We start from the raw sequence: 16,783 nt of genomic DNA on the forward strand, positions 1-16,783 counted from the left end.
TTTTTTCCAAGATTTCAAGAACTTACCCTTTAATTTATTGTGAAACCCATCCTAAAGTCCCAAAAACTCAATCACGTCTGTTATGACATTCGTGGGCCCGTGCTCGAGTTAGCTCAGCGCATGGAGGAAGAAGGTCACAAAATCATCAAATTAAACATCGGAAACGTAGGGGTTTTCGGCTTCGATCCTCCTGAAGAGATTCAGTTGGACATGATTCGGAATTTGAGTAACGCCTCTGCTTATTCTGACTCTAAAGGTATTTTCGCAGCTCGCAAAGCGATCATGCAGTACTGCCAAGAAAAAGGCATTCAGGGCGTGACCTTGGATGATGTTTACACCGGCAATGGTGTGTCTGAACTCATCGTGCTTTCTATGAACGCTCTCTTAAATGATGGCGATGAAGTATTGGTACCCACCCCTGACTATCCGCTCTGGACTGCTGCTGTTAGTTTATCCAGTGGTACACCAGTGCATTATCTTTGCGATGAGTCTAAAGAATGGGCGCCAGACTTAAACGATCTGCGCAAAAAAATTACGCCTCGTACTAAAGCGATTGTGGTGATTAACCCAAACAATCCAACGGGCGCGATTTACTCTAAAGAAGTATTGCTTGAGCTCACTCAAATTGCTCGCGAACATGGTTTAATTTTGTTCGCCGATGAGATCTACGACAAAATGTTGTATGACGGCGAGAAGCATATTTCTTTAGCTTCTTTGTCTAACGATGTCGTCATCATTACCTTTAATGGCTTGTCAAAGAACTACCGCTCATGCGGCTACCGCGCAGGCTGGATGGTGGTTTCAGGTGATAAAGAGATGGTGCGCGATTACATTGAGGGCCTCAATATGTTGGCCTCCATGCGCTTGTGTGCAAACGTTCCTGGTCAGTATGCAATTCAGACTGCTTTAGGTGGATATCAAAGTATCAATGACTTAGTCAGCGATGGTGGTCGTTTGGCAAAACAACGCGATCTTGCTTGGAAACTCATCACGGAAATTCCTGGTGTGTCTTGTGTAAAACCAAAATCGGCTTTGTATTTATTTCCAAAGTTAGATCCCGAGGTTTACCCAATTGAAGACGATCAACAGTTTGTTGCTGATCTCTTGAAAGAAGAGAAAGTATTGTTAGTGCAGGGCTCTGGTTTTAACTGGGGCAAACCTGATCACTTCCGCGTAGTGTTCTTGCCTCATGAAGATGTTCTGAAAGAGGCGATTGGTCGCCTGGCACGTTTTCTTGAGCGTTATCGTAATAAGCATGGCCGCAAGGCTTCTTCAACTGCAGCAAAGGCATCATGAAACCGATTCAAGTAGGTCTATTAGGTATTGGCACCGTTGGTGGTGGCGTATTCACTGTTCTCGAGCGTAACCAGGATGAAATTACGCGTCGTGCTGGTCGTGGTATTCGCATTAATACTGTCGCTGATTTAAATGTAGAGCGCGCCAAGGAGCTCGTTAAAGACCGTGCGCAGGTGGTCAATGACGCCCGTGAAGTGATTAACAATCCAGAAATTGATATCGTTGTTGAGTTGATTGGCGGTTACGGCATTGCTAAGGACTTGGTTTTAGAGGCAATTGCCGCCGGTAAGCACGTGGTTACAGCTAATAAGGCTTTAATTGCCGTTCATGGCAATGAGATTTTCAAGGCGGCCCACGCTAAAGGTGTGATGGTGGCATTTGAGGCAGCAGTTGCTGGTGGTATTCCAATTATTAAAGCCTTGCGTGAAGGCTTAACTGCCAACCGTATTGAATGGATTGCCGGCATCATCAATGGCACAACCAATTTCATTCTTTCAGAAATGCGTGACAAGGGCTTAGACTTTGCAACCGTTCTCAAAGAAGCGCAACGCCTAGGTTACGCAGAAGCAGATCCTACTTTCGACATTGAAGGTGTCGATGCTGCTCATAAGGCAACCATCATGAGTGCCATTGCATTTGGTATTCCAATGCAGTTTGAAAAAGCGCACGTTGAAGGCATCACTAAATTAGCAGCAATTGATATTCGTTACGCAGAACAATTGGGCTATCGCATCAAGTTATTGGGCATTGCCAAGAAAACAAGCACTGGTGTTGAGTTGCGCGTACATCCAACATTAATTCCTTCGAAGCGTTTAATTGCGAACGTTGAGGGCGCCATGAATGCAGTGCAAGTGTTTGGCGATGCTGTTGGTACAACGCTTTACTACGGTAAAGGAGCTGGTTCTGAGCCAACCGCCTCTGCAGTGATTGCTGACTTAGTCGATATCACTCGCTTATTGAGCGCTGATGCTGAGCATCGTGTTCCTTACTTGGCCTTCCAGCCAGATGCAGTGCAAGACACACCGGTCCTGCCGATTGGTGAGATCACTACCAGTTACTACCTGCGTATGCGTGTAGCCGATCAGGCTGGCGTATTGGCTGATATCACCAAGATCTTGGCTTCGCATGGCGTATCCATTGATGCACTCTTGCAAAAAGAGGCTGATGAAGGTGAAAGTCAAACCGACTTAGTTGCGTTGACTCATGAAACCAAAGAGAAGAACATGCTTGCCGCAATTCAAGAGATTCAGAATCTCAAAACAGTTGCTGGCGAAGTGGTGAAGATTCGTTTAGAAAATCTGTCTTAATTAAATCCATGCGTTACCAATCTACTCGTGGCAATAGCCCACAACAATCCTTCTTAGAAATTTTGCTAGGTGGATTGGCGCCGGATGGCGGCTTATATTTGCCAATGCAATATCCACAGGTCACACCTGCCCAGCTAGATTCTTGGCGTGGTTTGTCTTATGCCGATCTAGCCTATGAAGTCTTAAGTTTGTATTGTGACGATATTCCAGAAGCAGACTTGCGCGCACTCTTGCGTAAAACTTATACCGAGCAGGTCTACTGTAATGGTAGGCCTCAAGACAATGCCAAAGATATTACGCCTATACATTGGTTGGGCGAAGAGAGCGGTACACGCGTTGGCTTATTGAGTTTATCTAATGGCCCAACTTTGGCCTTTAAAGATATGGCGATGCAGTTGCTGGGTAATCTCTTTGAATACGCTCTAAAACGCGCTGGTCAACATCTGAATATTTTAGGTGCCACCTCTGGCGACACTGGTAGTGCAGCTGAATACGCCATGCGCGGCAAAGAAGGCGTCAAGGTCTTCATGCTTTCGCCGCGCGGCAAGATGAGCTCCTTCCAATCCGCTCAGATGTATTCCTTGCAAGATCCTAATATTTTTAACTTAGCAGTAGCGGGTGTCTTTGATGACTGCCAAGATATTGTTAAGGCAGTAAGTAATGACCATGCCTTTAAAGCAAAGAACCAAATTGGTACCGTGAACTCCATTAACTGGGGTCGAGTAGTGGCTCAAGTGGTGTATTACTTCCAAGGTTATTTATTAGCAACCAAGTCAAGCGCAGAGAAGGTATCTTTCACTGTGCCATCTGGAAATTTCGGTAATGTATGTGCTGGTCATATCGCTCGTATGATGGGCTTGCCGATTGCGCATCTCGTTGTAGCAACGAACGAGAATGACGTGCTCGATGAGTTCTTCCGCACCGGCGTCTATCGTGCCCGCAAGTCAGCCGAGACTTTGCACACTTCTAGTCCATCCATGGATATCTCTAAGGCGAGTAATTTTGAGCGCTTTGTATTTGATTTCATGGGCCAAGATGGCAATGCAACTGCTGCCATGTTTAAGCAGGTCGACACGACTGGTGGCTTTGATATCTCTCAAGATGCTGTCTTTAAGAATCTTGGTAAATATGGCTTCCAATCTGGACGCAGCAACCACACCAATCGCTTAGAAACTATCCGTAATATTGATGAGCAGTACGGCGTCATGATTGATACGCACACTGCTGATGGCGTGAAGGTAGCTCGAGAGCATTTACAAGCCGGTATTCCCATGCTGGTGCTTGAGACCGCATTGCCGATTAAGTTTGAAGAGACGATTCAAGAGGCTCTTGGCCGGCCCGCAGAGTGTCCACCTTCGTTTAAAGACATTAAATCAAAACCACAGCGCGTCGAGAATATTGATGCCGATGTAAATCAGGTCAAAGATTTCATTACGACGCATCTCAATTAGATTTATAACTAGATCATTTAAAGCAACAATTCCTATTGTTATGACTAAGCCACCCATGTTGACTGCACAGCAGGCCTTAGATCATTTGCTCTCTCATGCAAACCCAGTTAGTGACAGTGAGAGCATTGCAATGCAGGCTGCACTTGGCCGTGTTCTTGCTGAAAATGTCAATAGTTTGGTAGATGTACCTCCGCTCGATAACACCTCAATGGATGGTTATGCCGTCAGAACTGCTGATATCCAATCTTCAGGAAGTATTCTCACAATTGCACAGCGTATTCCAGCGGGTTCAGTAGGCACTCAGCTAGAGCCTGGTACTGTTGCCCGTATATTTACCGGTGCTCCTGTGCCTCCCGGAGCTGATGCGGTCGTCATGCAAGAAGATTGCGCAATGCCTGAGGGTTCCGTAGATCAAGTTCAGGTCAACATTACTCCAGCAGTCGGTCAGTGGATACGCCGTCGAGGTGAAGATTTAACTGCTGGTAAAACCGCGCTTACTGCGGGAACATTTTTACGCCCCCAAGAATTAGGCGTTGCTGCCTCTGCGGGCTTAATTCACTTAAAGGTGAAGCGTCGCGTTAAAGTTGCTGCGTTCTTTACTGGTGACGAGCTGGCGCTTCCTGGTGAACCATTGAAGCCAGGTGGCATCTACAACTCCAATCGCGATACTTTACTGGCTTGCCTTAAATCCTTAGGTTGTGATGCTACGGATTTAGGTATTGTTCCGGATCGCCTAGATGCGACTAAAGCTGCGCTACGTAAAGCGAGCAAAGATCATGACTTAATCATTACCTCGGGTGGTGTATCGGTTGGTGAAGAGGATCACATTAAGCCGGCAGTGAGTGCTGAAGGAAGGCTCGATCTCTGGCAGATCGCAATTAAGCCCGGCAAGCCCTTGGCATTTGGTGCGGTTCGCAAATCGGACGAGTCAAAAGATGGTGAGGCTTGGTTTATTGGTTTACCTGGCAATCCAGTCTCTAGCTTTGTGACTTTCTTATTATTTGTGCGCCCCTTTATCTTAAAACTACAGGGTCGTGAAGAAAAGCCACATCAATCTTATGTAATGCGCGCTGATTTTGATTGGCTCAAAGCGGATCGCCGCAACGAGTTCTTGCGAGTCAAGCTCAATACGCAGGGTGGCCTGGATTTATTTCCCAATCAAAGCTCAGGTGTTCTGACTAGCGCCTCATGGGGCGATGGCCTGGTAGATTGCCCACCAGGACAGCCGATCAAAAAAGGTGACTTAGTCAAATACATCCCTTTTGATGCACTTCTTAAATAATCGGTTTACGATTCTCTAATGAAACTCGAATTGCGATTCTTTGCTTCTTTACGTGAGGCCTTGGGCATCTCACAGGAAAGTGTTGAGACCCCTGATTCAGTAAAAACTATTGCAGAGCTAAGAACCTATCTAGTAAATAGAGGTGGTGCATGGGCCCTTGCTTTGGCTGAGGGCAAAGCCTTACGCTGCGCACTTAACCAGCACATGGTTGATCCCAATACCCCTTTGCAAGACGGTGCTGAGGTCGCATTCTTTCCACCAGTTACTGGGGGTTAGTATGCCAATCCGAATTCAGGAACAAGATTTTGATATCAGCGCTGAATTGGCGGCGCTGCGCAAAGACGATCCTAGGGTAGGGGCGGTAGTCAGCTTTTTGGGTACCGTGCGCGACCTGAATGATGGCAGTCAAGTGAAGGGTATGACACTCGAACATTACCCTGGCATGACTGAAAAAGCCTTAGAAGAAATCATTGCCCAAGCAAAAGCCCGTTGGAATATCTTTAACACGCTGGTAATTCATCGTGTAGGGCCACTTCTCCCAGAAGATCAAATCGTCTTGGTAGCAGTAAGCAGTGCTCATCGAGGTGAAGCATTTGCCGCCTGTGAGTTCATCATGGATTACCTTAAGACTGCTGCCCCTTTTTGGAAAAAAGAAGATACGCCTGATGGCGCTCGCTGGGTAGATGCGCGTATAACTGATGAGGCTGCAATGGCTCGTTGGCAACAGAAATAAAACGGAACTGTTTTTTGCTTTAGAACGTGTATTGCTGCTTAGAAAGATATTCCATGAAGAAAATAACTACCTTCTTATTATTTGCTAGCTTCATAATGCATGCTTATGCTGCAAGCGATAGGCCAACTGTTCAAATTCAGGATGGTCGCCTTCAGGGTGTTGTTGAGTACAACATGAATGCCTTTAAGAACATTCCTTATGCAGCCCCACCAATGGGTGATCTTCGCTGGAGGCCACCACAGCCTGCTATCGCATGGAGTGGCACTAGGGACGCTAGTCGGTTTGGCGATGCTTGCCCTCAACCTTACGTCAAGAATTTAAGCACAGGCTTAGCTTTGCCTGGCAGCGAGGATTGCCTGAAGTTAAATGTATTCACTCCAAGCAAGTCCAGTCAAAATTTGCCAGTAATGGTCTGGATTCATGGTGGTGGCTTGCTGGTTGATGGCAGTAGAGATGCGCAATTTACCCCAATCAATTTAGTGAAGAATGGCGTTATTGTGGTGACCTTTGATTATCGATTGGGTACTTTTGGTTTCTTTGCTCCAAAGGAGTTAATCGAAGAGGCAAAAGCGAATGGTGAGCCCGTTGGCAATTACGGCACCATGGATCAAATTGCTGTTCTCAAATGGGTCAAAAATAATATTGCTGCATTTGGCGGCGACCCTAACAACGTCACCATCTTTGGGGAGTCAGCGGGCGGTAGAAGTGTGACGTGGCTGATGGTTTCGGATGCAGCAAGAGGCTTATTCCATAGAGCAATTGCAGAGAGTGCCCAGCAAAGCCCTTTGCGTGGGATGACTCAGAAGCATCTAGGTATGGCACCCGAGACCGAGGTTGATGCCAAATATATGGCGGCTGTAGGCGCCAAATCACTGAAAGAGATGAGAGCTCTTCCAGTGAAAAAGTTGGTACTGACTGCAGCCAATTTTGAGCAAGGTGAATTCGGTGGCCCTTTTGTTGATGGCCAGATTTTGAAGGGCGATCCCGTTCCATTATTTGCCGCAGGCAAGCAAGCAAAAGTTCCGTTCATGATTGGAACGAACTCCTGGGACTCTAGCTTTCTGGTTCCTGGTCAGCCGGCAGTGTTAAATGATTTTTTAAAAACTATCCACGAAGATCCTAAGATCGTTGAGATGCTTTATTCCAAGGTAAAAGATAAATGCATTTTGTCTTCAGACCTCATGGGGGATATGCTTTATCGCGGTAGTACCAAACTTCTTGCAGATAGCATGAATGGTATTGCCCCTGGCTATGCGTATTACTATGATTACCTGACTAAAAATATTCGTCCCGCTTACCCAGGTGTACCTCATACATTTGAGATCAGTTATGTTTTTGGTAGTTATGGGCTCATGCCACAGGCGCCAAAGAAAGTGGAGTCTGCCAATGACCATTGCGCCCGAATAGAAAAAGCAACTGCTGATCTAAAACAAAAAGGGGTGTGGGCAAAGTACTGGTACCCAATTACAGATAAAAATGATCCACAAGATATTGCGACGTCTGAAAAAATGTCTGCAAGCTGGGCTGCTTTTGCAAAGACTGGAAACCCAAACGTGAGCGGTCAAGCAAATTGGCCAATTTATAGCCTTAAGTCAGATGTCATGAGAAGTTTCTCTTACGATAAAGAGACCATTACGGATCTACTTAAGGAGCGCGTGGATTACCAGATGCTCCACTTGAGAGAGATTTTTGCGCTTGAGCGTCTAAAAGATGCGTTTTAAACATTGATATTAAAATATCTACTTAACCTTTTTAAAGACCCAAAATGACTATCTTCAAAAGATTTTTAGGCCTCATCAGTCTTGTGTTGCTCGCAAATGCAGCTTATGCCGAAACTTCGACTAACCCAATGCCAACTGTTAACGATAGCTGGCGTTTTTCTGCAACTATCAGCGCATGGGCCCCCGAGAGTCTAACAACCAATACGATCCGTGATCGTTCGGTGTCCTCGACCTCTTCAATTGATCAAAACATCAATGCGGCTGGACCAATGGCAATGTTCACCTTAGAGGCTCACAAGGGTAATTGGGGTTTGATGGGCGACTTGGTTTACTGGCAAAGTCTTGCCAGTGGTGGCGCCTCTAAATACGTCCGTGCCGCTGACGGCACCTTTTACGGAGGTTATAACGCTGCCGTCACCCAGACAATGTTCACTGGTGCGGCAACTTACACTGCACTCAATAATTCTTCTATCTATTTAGATGCTTTATTGGGTGCTAGATACATTTCCTCTACATCAACACTTTCTGATGCAACGCAGTTTGATCGTAATGGTAATGTGATTGCGGCTCGAGCTGGTAATCCTTCTCGTGTGAATCAAACGACTGATCCAATACTTGGCTTTAAAGGTCGCGCTCGCATTATGGATAGCTCATGGTTTGTTCCTTTTTATGCAGATGCTGGTAAAGGCCCTGGTTCAAATAATGGAACCTGGCAGGCATCCCTGGGTGTTGGTGATGCGTTTTCGTGGGGTGAGGTAGCTTTGGTCTATCGTGCTATGGGTTTCCATTTGAAAGATACTTCTGGTTCTTCTAATTGGACCAATGCAGGACCGCAGCTTTCAGCTACGATTAATTTCTAAAAATCTCAGCTGAAAAAATGAAGCCACTCTTCGGGGTGGCTTTTCTTTTTTTGAAGGATTTAAGTTTTAAAGAACCCCAGCTTTTGGTTCTTGGGTAAGCTCTTTAATTTAGCCTCGGCCTTAGAGGCTTCAGATCTGTCTGGGTGGTCTTGGGTGGCCAATAGGACAACCGGTCTGCGAGATCTCGTATAGCGCGCACCTTGCCCCGAATTATGGGCTTCTAGCCGATGTTCTAGACGGTTAGTGATGCCGGCGTAATAGCTGCCATCAGAGCACTCAAGAAGGTAAACAAGCCAAGTCAAAATAGCTCAAATTAGGGTTAAAAGGGGCTCAGAAAGCCTTGAAATTAGCATTATTGCCCTTATATTCTATAGATAGATATCCATGGAATACATGAGGCATAAAAAATGAGAATAGATAAATTAACAACTAAGTTTCAAGAGGCTTTAAGTGAGGCTCAGAGCATTGCTTTGGCCAAAGACAATCAGTACATCGAGCCAGCTCACCTATTGTTGGCTATGTTGCGTGATTCTGATGGCGCTGCCAAGAGTTTATTAACCCGTGCTGGTGTTAATGTCCCGGGCCTAGAAAAGGGCGTAGAGAAAATCATTAGTAATCTGCCAGAAGTCCAGGGCACTAGTGGTGAGGTTCAAGTGGGTCGTGATCTCAGTAACTGGCTTAACCTTTGTGAAAAAGAGGCCAATAAACGCAATGATCAATTTATTGCCGGCGAGTTGTTCTTGCTGGTAGTTGCTGATGACAAGGGTGAATTAGGTAAGGTTGCCCGTGAGAATGGTTTAAATCGTAAATCGTTAGAAGCGGCTATTGATTTAGTGCGCGGAGGAGAGTCAGTGAATAGTGCAGATGCCGAAGGTCAGCGTGAGGCCCTCAAGAAATACACCGTCGACTTAACTGAGCGTGCTCGTATGGGCAAGCTCGATCCTGTGATTGGTCGTGATGATGAGATTCGTCGCACCATTCAGATCTTGCAACGCCGCGGTAAAAATAACCCTGTGCTGATTGGTGAGCCAGGTGTAGGTAAGACTGCCATTGTCGAGGGCTTAGCCCAACGTATCGTCAATGGTGAAGTTCCTGAGACTTTAAAGAACAAACGAGTCTTGGTTCTGGATATGGCGCTTCTATTGGCAGGCGCTAAGTATCGCGGCGAGTTTGAGGAGCGCTTGAAGGCAGTGCTGAGCGACGTAGCAAAAGACGAGGGCCAAACCATCATCTTTATTGATGAAATTCATACGATGGTGGGTGCTGGTAAAGGTGACGGCGCTATGGATGCCGGCAATATGCTCAAGCCTGCTTTGGCGCGTGGCGAATTGCATTGCATTGGTGCAACTACCTTGGATGAATACCGTAAGTACATTGAAAAAGATCCTGCGCTAGAGCGTCGCTTCCAAAAAGTAATGGTTGAAGAGCCTAGTGTTGAAGCAACGATTGCAATCTTGCGCGGTTTACAAGAGCGCTATGAGCTGCACCATGGGATTGAGATTACTGATCCAGCGATTGTGGCTGCAGCAGAGCTATCGCATCGCTATATCACCGACCGTTTCTTACCGGATAAGGCGATTGACTTGATTGACGAAGCTGGCTCACGCATTCGGATGGAAATTGATTCCAAGCCAGAAGTGATGGACAAGCTTGAGCGTCGCTTGATTCAACTTAAGATCGAGCGTGAGGCAGTCAAGAAGGAAAAAGATGAGGCTTCTCAGAAGCGTCTTGGCCTTATTGAGGATGAGATCAAGCGTCTTGGCGCTGAATATGCTGACTTAGAAGAAATCTGGAAAGCAGAGAAGGGTGCTGTATTGGGTGCGGCCAATCTGAAAGAAGAGATTGAAAAAGTGCGCGCTGATATTGCTAAGTTGCAGCGCGAAGGTAAATTAGAGCAAGTGGCAGAATTGCAATATGGCAAGCTGCCTGAGCTCGAGGCTAAGCTCAAGTCTGCTGCTGCTGCCGAAGCGAAGGGCAATAAAGATGGTGTTGTAAAGAACAAGCTATTACGTACACAGGTCGGCGCAGAAGAGATCGCTGAGGTAGTGTCTCGTGCTACTGGTATTCCGGTATCAAAGATGATGCAGGGTGAGCGCGACAAACTGCTCAAGATGGAAGAGTTGTTGCATAAGCGTGTGGTTGGTCAAGAAGAGGCCATTCGTGCTGTGTCCGATGCGATTCGTCGCTCTCGCGCTGGCTTGGCCGAAGAAAATCGTCCTTATGGATCTTTCTTATTCTTGGGGCCAACGGGTGTTGGTAAGACAGAGCTTTGCAAGGCTTTAGCCGGCTTCTTATTTGATAGTGAAGACCATTTAATTCGTATCGACATGAGTGAATTTATGGAGAAGCATAGTGTTGCCCGCTTAATTGGTGCTCCTCCAGGCTATGTTGGCTATGAAGAGGGTGGTTACCTAACAGAGCAAGTGCGTCGTCACCCCTATAGCGTTATCTTGTTTGATGAAATTGAAAAAGCACATCCTGATGTGTTCAACGTACTCTTGCAGGTGCTCGATGATGGCCGCTTAACTGATGGTCAGGGTCGTACGGTAGACTTTAAGAACACAGTAATTGTGATGACCAGTAATATTGGTTCGCATTTAATTCAGTCGATGACCGACAAGAAACAATCGGAAATTAAAGAGGCTGTCTTTGAAGAGTTGAAGAACCATTTCCGTCCAGAGTTCTTGAACCGGATCGATGAGATTGTGGTGTTCCATGGTTTGGATAAGGGCAATATTGCGAACATTGCAAAGATCTTGCTCAAAAACTTGTCAGATCGTTTGGCTAAGGTAGATATGCAACTCGAGGTGAGCGATGCCGCCTTAAGCAAGATTGCCGAAGTTGGGTTTGATCCCGTCTTTGGTGCTAGACCACTCAAGCGAGCGATCCAGCAGCATATTGAGAACCCAGTCTCCAAGATGATTTTGGAGGGCAAGTTCGGTCCTAAGGATGTCGTACCCGTGGATGTGGATAAAAAAGGCGACTTTAGCTTTACCCGTCAGGTTCACTAATCTGTAAATGGTATTTTTGCAGGAATTTGCCTGCACCAGTAAACTCGGCACATGACTGTTACGCTTAGTAGGCGTGCCAGTGATGTCCGGGTTATTGGTCTCATTAGCCTAGCGCACGGCAGCTCTCACTTCTTTCATTTAATTCTTCCTCCCATGTTTCCATGGTTGAAGGATGCCTTCGCGTTGAGCTATGCCGAGTTGGGTTTGCTCATGTCTATCTTTTTTGTAGTGTCTTGCATGGTACAAGCAAGCTCAGGATTTTTGGTAGATCGTATTGGCGCTAGACCGGTGCTGTTTGCTGGCGTTGGCTTGCTTGCTTTTGCAGCTTTGATTTATTCCCAAAGCAACGGCTATCTCATGCTGATGGTAGGCGCTGTGATTGCTGGTTGTGGCAATGGCATCTTTCATCCAGTCGACTACACACTGATTAATCACAAAGTGTCTCCTGCCAATTTGCCCTATGCCTACTCGATGCACGGTGTCACAGGTTATTTGGGTTGGGCCGCTGCACCAGCATTTATGGTCGGCATTGCACAGCTATCGGATTGGCGCATCGCTTTTCTCTCCGCGGCAGCACTGGAAGCATTTATTTTGCTGATTCTCTGGCTCAATAGGAGTCAGTTGATAGATAACGTCAAAGAGCGCCATGCGAATACACAGGCTAGCGCTCAAGCCAACAATCCCGGTGGCAATCCAGAGAGCGCATTTGCATTCTTGAGGTTGCCTGCCGTTTGGTTGTGCTGGATTTTCTTTTTCTTTAGCATGGCATCTACATCTAGCTTGCAATCATTTTCACCCAGCGCCTTATTTAAAATCTATGCGCTTCCTGTTAACGTCGGCAATTATTTCTTAACGCTGTTAGCTCTAGGCAGCGCTGTAGGTGTTTTATTGGGCGGTTATTTGGCGGCAAAGTTACAAGCGCCTGAGAAAATTGTTTCCGCTTGTCTATCTCTGACAATAGCGATGTGTCTCTTGTTGGCTACAGGATTGATTTCAATTGACCTGATCCCTATTATTTTCTGTGTATTGGGTTTTGGATATGGCGTTGTGGCACCATCGCGAGACTTGCTAGTCAAACAAGCAACTCCCAAAGGGGTGGCTGGACGGGTTTATGGGATTGTGTATTCCGGTATCGACCTGGGCGCTGCAGTAGGCCCATTCATCTTCGGTTTCTTCATGGATGCTGGATTGCCTAAGGCCTTATTCCTTGGCATTGTCTTATTCCAATTGATGATTATTCCGACGGTCTTTAAAGTATCTTCCAATACTCCGCATGCCGCCTAGGCTAAGGCCGCTTTAATCTTTTTTGCAAACTCGACTGCATGTGGGTTGTCACCATGAATGCAGAGGGTGTCTGCCTGAATAATGATTTCACTTCCATCGATAGCCACTACTTTTCCATTGTTGGACATATCCATTACTTGCTTGAGCGCTTCAGAATCATCTTCAATCACGGCACGAGCTTGAGTGCGAGGAACTAGAAATCCTTCTTTGGTATATCTGCGGTCAGCAAATACCTCTTCCCAGACTGGAACATTCAACTCTTTTGCAGCATCAACTAAACAGCTTCCTGCTAAGCCATACAAAATCACGTCATTACCTAGATCCTTAACTGCTCTGACAATGCCTCTAGCCAGCTTGATATCCTTAGCTGCTTGGTTATATAAGGCGCCATGCGGTTTGACATGGTGAAGTCGATTACCCGCTGCATGGACAAACGCTTGTAGCGCACCTGCTTGATAGAGTACATAGTTATAGGCATCTTGTTCTGAGATTGCCATCTCACGTCTCCCAAAACCAGCTAAGTCTGGCAGTCCAGGGTGTGCACCAATATGCACTTTCTTATGAGTAGCCATCTCAACCAGTTTTTTCATGCGGGCTGGATCACCTGCATGCCAACCACAGGCAATATTGGTAGAACTAATGTAGTCGAGCAATAGAGCATCGTTACCCATTTCCCAGGCACCAAAGCCTTCACCCATATCGCTATTAATATCCATCATGAATTTCCACCACTTTGAATGATTGTTTCAATTGAATTGATTGTTGATTCTTGTAACTTTAATACTTCCGCATTTAATCGATCTGCCTCCTCAAGATCAATCGCAACCAACTGCACTTTATTGCCCGGTTTTACTTGTACTAATTTAGTAAGGTCAGATCGAATCACTTCTGCTAAACGCGGATAGCCACCCGTAGTTTGGTGCTCTGCGAGCATAACGATAGGTTCTTGAGATGGCGGAAACTGTACCGTCCCAAATGTTATGGCTTGAGAAGGGATGCCAGGTAAATCCTTTTTGAGTTTGAAGTTGCTTTGCAGCCGAACGCCCATACGATTGCTTTGATTGCTTACCGTCCAAACGGTGGACCAAAATAATTCTCTTTCTTTCGCTGGCAAGAGGGATAGATGTGGCCCTGCTAAACAATGTACTTTGGTAATTTCGCTTGTGGGTATAAAGGGCGAGCGAATATGCCACTTAGGAAAACACGGTAATGCATCTTCTTTATAGAGGGACTTTAAGAAAGGCGAATTAAGGACTGCCTTAGGATTCTTCAGAAGAAGGAGATCGCCTTTTTCCAGGCGCTTTGGTCCAATATCTGCGCTGATGTGAGAACCTACTCTGCCTAAGATATTGGGCAGGCTGAGACCTCCTCCAATCGCCAATACCGCACGAAAGCCCGGATTGAGTGAGCTAAATTTAAGGATGGTTCCCTTGTTGAGCCATACCGGTCGATTGCCAGGAATGCGTTGACCATTTACCATGCCATCGCAGTGTGCGCCCACCCACGCTACGCAAGTAGTTTCGTGAAAGAGAAGGCTTGGTCCTGTAGAAGTCATTTCAATTGCGGCCGCATCTAATGGATTGCCTACTAAAGCATTGGCAAGATGTAGTGATGACAAATCGCATGCTCCACCAGGGCCAACAGCCCAATGAGATAGTCCTGAGCGAGGATTATCTTGAATGCTAGAAAAAGTACCTGCTTGCAGAACTTCTATTGACCCTTTGATTTGATCTTCATCTAATGGGCGAATAATTTCTTTCGATCTATTTTTCTCATCCAGCTTCTGAAATGCATCAAGTGAAATTTCTTCGATTTGCATTTGATCTCCCGCCATAAATAGGCCCGGAGGGTTGTGCTCAATATCAAATAAAGAATTCGGTGATCTGCCAATGATGTTCCAGCCTCCAGGAGTGGCGCGTGGATAGATGGCCGTCTGTAGCTCTGCGATAGCTACGCTTCCCTTTGGGACTGAGGGTCGAGGTGAGGCTAGGCGCGGCAGAGATAGCTTGGGATCAAGCCCGCTGAAATAAGCAAAGCCGGGCATGAAGCCCAAAATGTCCACCGTATACAAGCGGCTCTTGTGGAGATTGATTGTTTCCTCAAGCGATAGCTTGCAGGCTTTAGCGATACCTAATAAATCCAAGCCAAGGTCTGGGTGATAGCAAACCTGAATGTGATGAATCTTAGCCGGATAAGTTTTACTACTATTCAACCTTTCTAGTTGATTGCCTAATTTTTCCAAATCTTCAAATGCTTGCTCACGAGTTTGAATGGTGTCAGCAGTAGGGTATTGCAATTGAATCACTAGAGAATCTAATCCAGGGACGATTTCAGCGGCCCATTCAGGCTTGCTGGCAAACAAAAGCCTGCTGAGCTCATGAATTTTTTTCAGAGCATTTTTTGATTTCGAGAAATCAATCAAAACACTGTGATCGCCAATTAGTGTGCAATGCATCATGAAAAGGTATTAAGGGTTTTCTCTAGTTTGCCCTGTGGGCGGAATAATTCGGTTATAAAGACATTACTCATTCATTAATTTAAAGCCTAAAAAATAAAGGAGACAAAGTGAGTCAACAAACAGATACTAGTCTGACCGGTTTCTATAAGGTCATGAACCCTAAAGAGAAGAAAACCTTTTGGGGTTGCTTCTTAGGTTGGGCTTTAGACGGCATGGACTTCATGATTTACCCATTAGTCATTGGCACCATTATTGCAGTATGGCAGGTTGATCGCGGCATGGCCGGTCTTGCTGTTACCGGTACTCTATTGGCTTCTGCATTTGGTGGCTGGTTCGCTGGTTACTTAGCAGACCGTATTGGTCGTGTACGTACATTGCAGTTCACGATTCTCTGGTTCTCTAGCTTTAGTTTGATTTGCGCATTCACGCAAGACTTCAATCAACTCATGATTGCTCGCGCACTCTTAGGATTTGGTTTTGGCGGTGAGTGGGCGGCTGGTGCAGTGTTGATGGGCGAAACCATTCGTGCTGAATATCGTGGCCGTGCAGTTGGGTCTGTGCAATCTGCGTGGGCGGTAGGTTGGGGCGCTGCCGTGCTCCTGCAAGCCATTATGTTTAGCTTATTACCAGCCGATATGGCGTGGCGTGCGATGTTTGTCGCAGGCTTCTTCCCCGCTTTGCTCTTGCTCTATATTCGTCGCAATGTAGAGGAGCCATCCATTGCAAAAATTGCCCGTGAGAAAGTGGCAGCAGCAGGTGACTCTCCATCCCTGTTGGAAATCTTCAAGCCTGGTATTTTGAAAACCACTATCTTAGCCTCGCTTTTAACTATGGGTGCACAAGGTGGCTACTATGCAATTACGACTTGGGTGCCAACTTTCCTGAAAGCGGAGCGTAAGTTAACTGTAGTGGGTTCAACAGGTTATCTAGCGTTCTTAATCGTTGGGAGCTTTGTTGGTTACTTGTTTGGTGCTTGGATGGCTGATCGTTTTGGTCGTCGTAAGTTGTTTATGACTTTCTCGCTTGGTGCAATTGTTCTAGTGCTCGCTTATACGCAGTTAGAAATTACCAATGAAATGATGATGTGGCTTGGTTTCCCATTGGGATTCTTTGCGAGCGGTTATTTCTCTGGCATGGGCGCATTCTTGACTGAATTATTCCCAACTCGCTTGCGTGGATCTGGCCAAGGTTTTTGCTATAACTTTGGTCGCGGTATCGGCGCTTTGTTCCCAGCTTTGGTTGGTTACTTCTCTGCTCAATATGGCTTAGCAATGGCCATTGCTATCTTTGCAGTGATTGCCTATGGCGTCTTCTTTATTGCTGCAGTCATTCTGCCGGAGACCCGAGGACGAGAATTGCAAGCTAACTAATAGATTGTCT

The 16,783-nt window shown here is 46.2% G+C and carries 14 protein-coding genes; 11 read left to right on the forward strand and 3 right to left on the reverse strand.

The annotated features are described in order from the left end of the window. The first annotated feature begins 39 nt into the window (after positions 1–39). Genes A9236_RS07465 through A9236_RS07500 form a run of 8 tightly spaced genes read left to right on the forward strand, consistent with a single transcriptional unit; the run spans position 40 to position 8,650 of the window. A complete protein-coding gene (locus A9236_RS07465; RefSeq protein WP_071464768.1) occupies positions 40–1,296 on the forward strand; it encodes a pyridoxal phosphate-dependent aminotransferase in 1,257 nt (418 codons plus the stop codon). After that, positions 1,293–2,603 (forward strand): homoserine dehydrogenase, encoded by a 1,311-nt coding sequence (locus A9236_RS07470; RefSeq protein WP_071464769.1) that lies wholly within the window; start codon positions 1,293–1,295, stop codon positions 2,601–2,603. The genes A9236_RS07465 and A9236_RS07470 overlap by 4 nt, the downstream gene beginning before the upstream one ends. An 8-nt stretch (positions 2,604–2,611) precedes the next feature. Beyond that, the gene (gene thrC, locus A9236_RS07475) at positions 2,612–4,054 is read left to right on the forward strand and encodes a threonine synthase (protein WP_071464770.1); all 1,443 of its coding nucleotides are present in this window, start codon (positions 2,612–2,614) and stop codon (positions 4,052–4,054) included. A gap of 55 nt (positions 4,055–4,109) precedes the next feature. Continuing rightward, entirely contained in the window at positions 4,110–5,336 is a 1,227-nt protein-coding gene (gene glp / locus A9236_RS07480; protein WP_071465121.1) for a gephyrin-like molybdotransferase Glp, read from the forward strand. 18 nt (positions 5,337–5,354) lie between these two features. Beyond that, complete coding sequence (gene moaD, locus A9236_RS07485) at positions 5,355–5,612, forward strand: molybdopterin converting factor subunit 1 (protein WP_071464771.1); 258 nt, start codon at positions 5,355–5,357, stop codon at positions 5,610–5,612. Position 5,613: 1 nt separating this feature from the next. Beyond that, positions 5,614–6,069 carry a molybdopterin synthase catalytic subunit MoaE gene (gene moaE, locus A9236_RS07490; RefSeq protein ID WP_071464772.1) on the forward strand — a complete coding sequence of 152 codons (456 nt, stop codon included), beginning with the start codon at positions 5,614–5,616 and terminating at the stop codon, positions 6,067–6,069. 53 nt (positions 6,070–6,122) lie between these two features. Continuing rightward, complete coding sequence (locus A9236_RS07495) at positions 6,123–7,790, forward strand: carboxylesterase/lipase family protein (protein WP_071464773.1); 1,668 nt, start codon at positions 6,123–6,125, stop codon at positions 7,788–7,790. Positions 7,791–7,834: 44 nt separating this feature from the next. Then, positions 7,835–8,650: a hypothetical protein gene (locus A9236_RS07500; RefSeq protein ID WP_071467830.1), complete on the forward strand. Its 816-nt coding sequence runs from the start codon at positions 7,835–7,837 to the stop codon at positions 8,648–8,650. 59 nt (positions 8,651–8,709) lie between these two features. Here the strand turns inward: A9236_RS07500 and A9236_RS10875 are convergent, their stop codons facing one another. Beyond that, on the reverse strand, positions 8,710–8,952 hold the full coding sequence (locus A9236_RS10875; protein ID WP_071464775.1) for a GIY-YIG nuclease family protein: 243 nt from the start codon (positions 8,950–8,952) through the stop codon (positions 8,710–8,712). A 105-nt stretch (positions 8,953–9,057) separates the two neighbouring features. Here A9236_RS10875 and clpB point away from each other — a divergent pair, with 105 nt between their 5' ends. Continuing rightward, entirely contained in the window at positions 9,058–11,661 is a 2,604-nt protein-coding gene (gene clpB / locus A9236_RS07505; protein WP_071464776.1) for an ATP-dependent chaperone ClpB, read from the forward strand. Positions 11,662–11,712: 51 nt separating this feature from the next. Beyond that, positions 11,713–12,945: an MFS transporter gene (locus tag A9236_RS07510; protein ID WP_071464777.1), complete on the forward strand. Its 1,233-nt coding sequence runs from the start codon at positions 11,713–11,715 to the stop codon at positions 12,943–12,945. On the opposite strand, the gene A9236_RS07515 is transcribed toward A9236_RS07510, so the two are convergent. After that, a complete protein-coding gene (locus A9236_RS07515; protein ID WP_304442063.1) occupies positions 12,942–13,661 on the reverse strand; it encodes a 5-oxoprolinase subunit PxpA in 720 nt (239 codons plus the stop codon). The genes A9236_RS07510 and A9236_RS07515 overlap by 4 nt on opposite strands. After that, a complete protein-coding gene (locus tag A9236_RS07520) occupies positions 13,661–15,400 on the reverse strand; it encodes a 5-oxoprolinase/urea amidolyase family protein (protein ID WP_236638772.1) in 1,740 nt (579 codons plus the stop codon). Before A9236_RS07520 ends, A9236_RS07515 begins: the two co-directional genes overlap by 1 nt. A 155-nt stretch (positions 15,401–15,555) precedes the next feature. Here A9236_RS07520 and A9236_RS07525 point away from each other — a divergent pair, with 155 nt between their 5' ends. Further along, the gene (locus A9236_RS07525) at positions 15,556–16,773 is read left to right on the forward strand and encodes an MFS transporter (protein ID WP_083393457.1); all 1,218 of its coding nucleotides are present in this window, start codon (positions 15,556–15,558) and stop codon (positions 16,771–16,773) included. The last annotated feature ends 10 nt before the right edge of the window (positions 16,774–16,783 follow it).

Origin of the sequence: Polynucleobacter sp. QLW-P1DATA-2 (assembly GCF_001870365.1) — a bacterium.
Classification (GTDB): Bacteria; Pseudomonadota; Gammaproteobacteria; order Burkholderiales; family Burkholderiaceae; genus Polynucleobacter.

What these genes read in the sequence shown, in the direction of transcription:
- A9236_RS07470 (WP_071464769.1), top strand. Translation starts at nt 1,293, where the DNA reads ATGAAACCGATTCAAGTAGGTCTATTAGGTATTGGCACCGTTGGTGGT.
- thrC (WP_071464770.1), top strand. Translation starts at nt 2,612, where the DNA reads ATGCGTTACCAATCTACTCGTGGCAATAGCCCACAACAATCCTTCTTA.
- glp (WP_071465121.1), top strand. Translation starts at nt 4,110, where the DNA reads ATGTTGACTGCACAGCAGGCCTTAGATCATTTGCTCTCTCATGCAAAC.
- moaD (WP_071464771.1), top strand. Translation starts at nt 5,355, where the DNA reads ATGAAACTCGAATTGCGATTCTTTGCTTCTTTACGTGAGGCCTTGGGC.
- moaE (WP_071464772.1), top strand. Translation starts at nt 5,614, where the DNA reads ATGCCAATCCGAATTCAGGAACAAGATTTTGATATCAGCGCTGAATTG.
- A9236_RS07495 (WP_071464773.1), top strand. Translation starts at nt 6,123, where the DNA reads ATGAAGAAAATAACTACCTTCTTATTATTTGCTAGCTTCATAATGCAT.
- A9236_RS07500 (WP_071467830.1), top strand. Translation starts at nt 7,835, where the DNA reads ATGACTATCTTCAAAAGATTTTTAGGCCTCATCAGTCTTGTGTTGCTC.
- clpB (WP_071464776.1), top strand. Translation starts at nt 9,058, where the DNA reads ATGAGAATAGATAAATTAACAACTAAGTTTCAAGAGGCTTTAAGTGAG.
- A9236_RS07510 (WP_071464777.1), top strand. Translation starts at nt 11,713, where the DNA reads ATGACTGTTACGCTTAGTAGGCGTGCCAGTGATGTCCGGGTTATTGGT.
- A9236_RS07515 (WP_304442063.1), bottom strand. Translation starts at nt 13,661, where the DNA reads ATGGATATTAATAGCGATATGGGTGAAGGCTTTGGTGCCTGGGAAATG.
- A9236_RS07520 (WP_236638772.1), bottom strand. Translation starts at nt 15,400, where the DNA reads ATGCATTGCACACTAATTGGCGATCACAGTGTTTTGATTGATTTCTCG.
- A9236_RS07525 (WP_083393457.1), top strand. Translation starts at nt 15,556, where the DNA reads ATGAACCCTAAAGAGAAGAAAACCTTTTGGGGTTGCTTCTTAGGTTGG.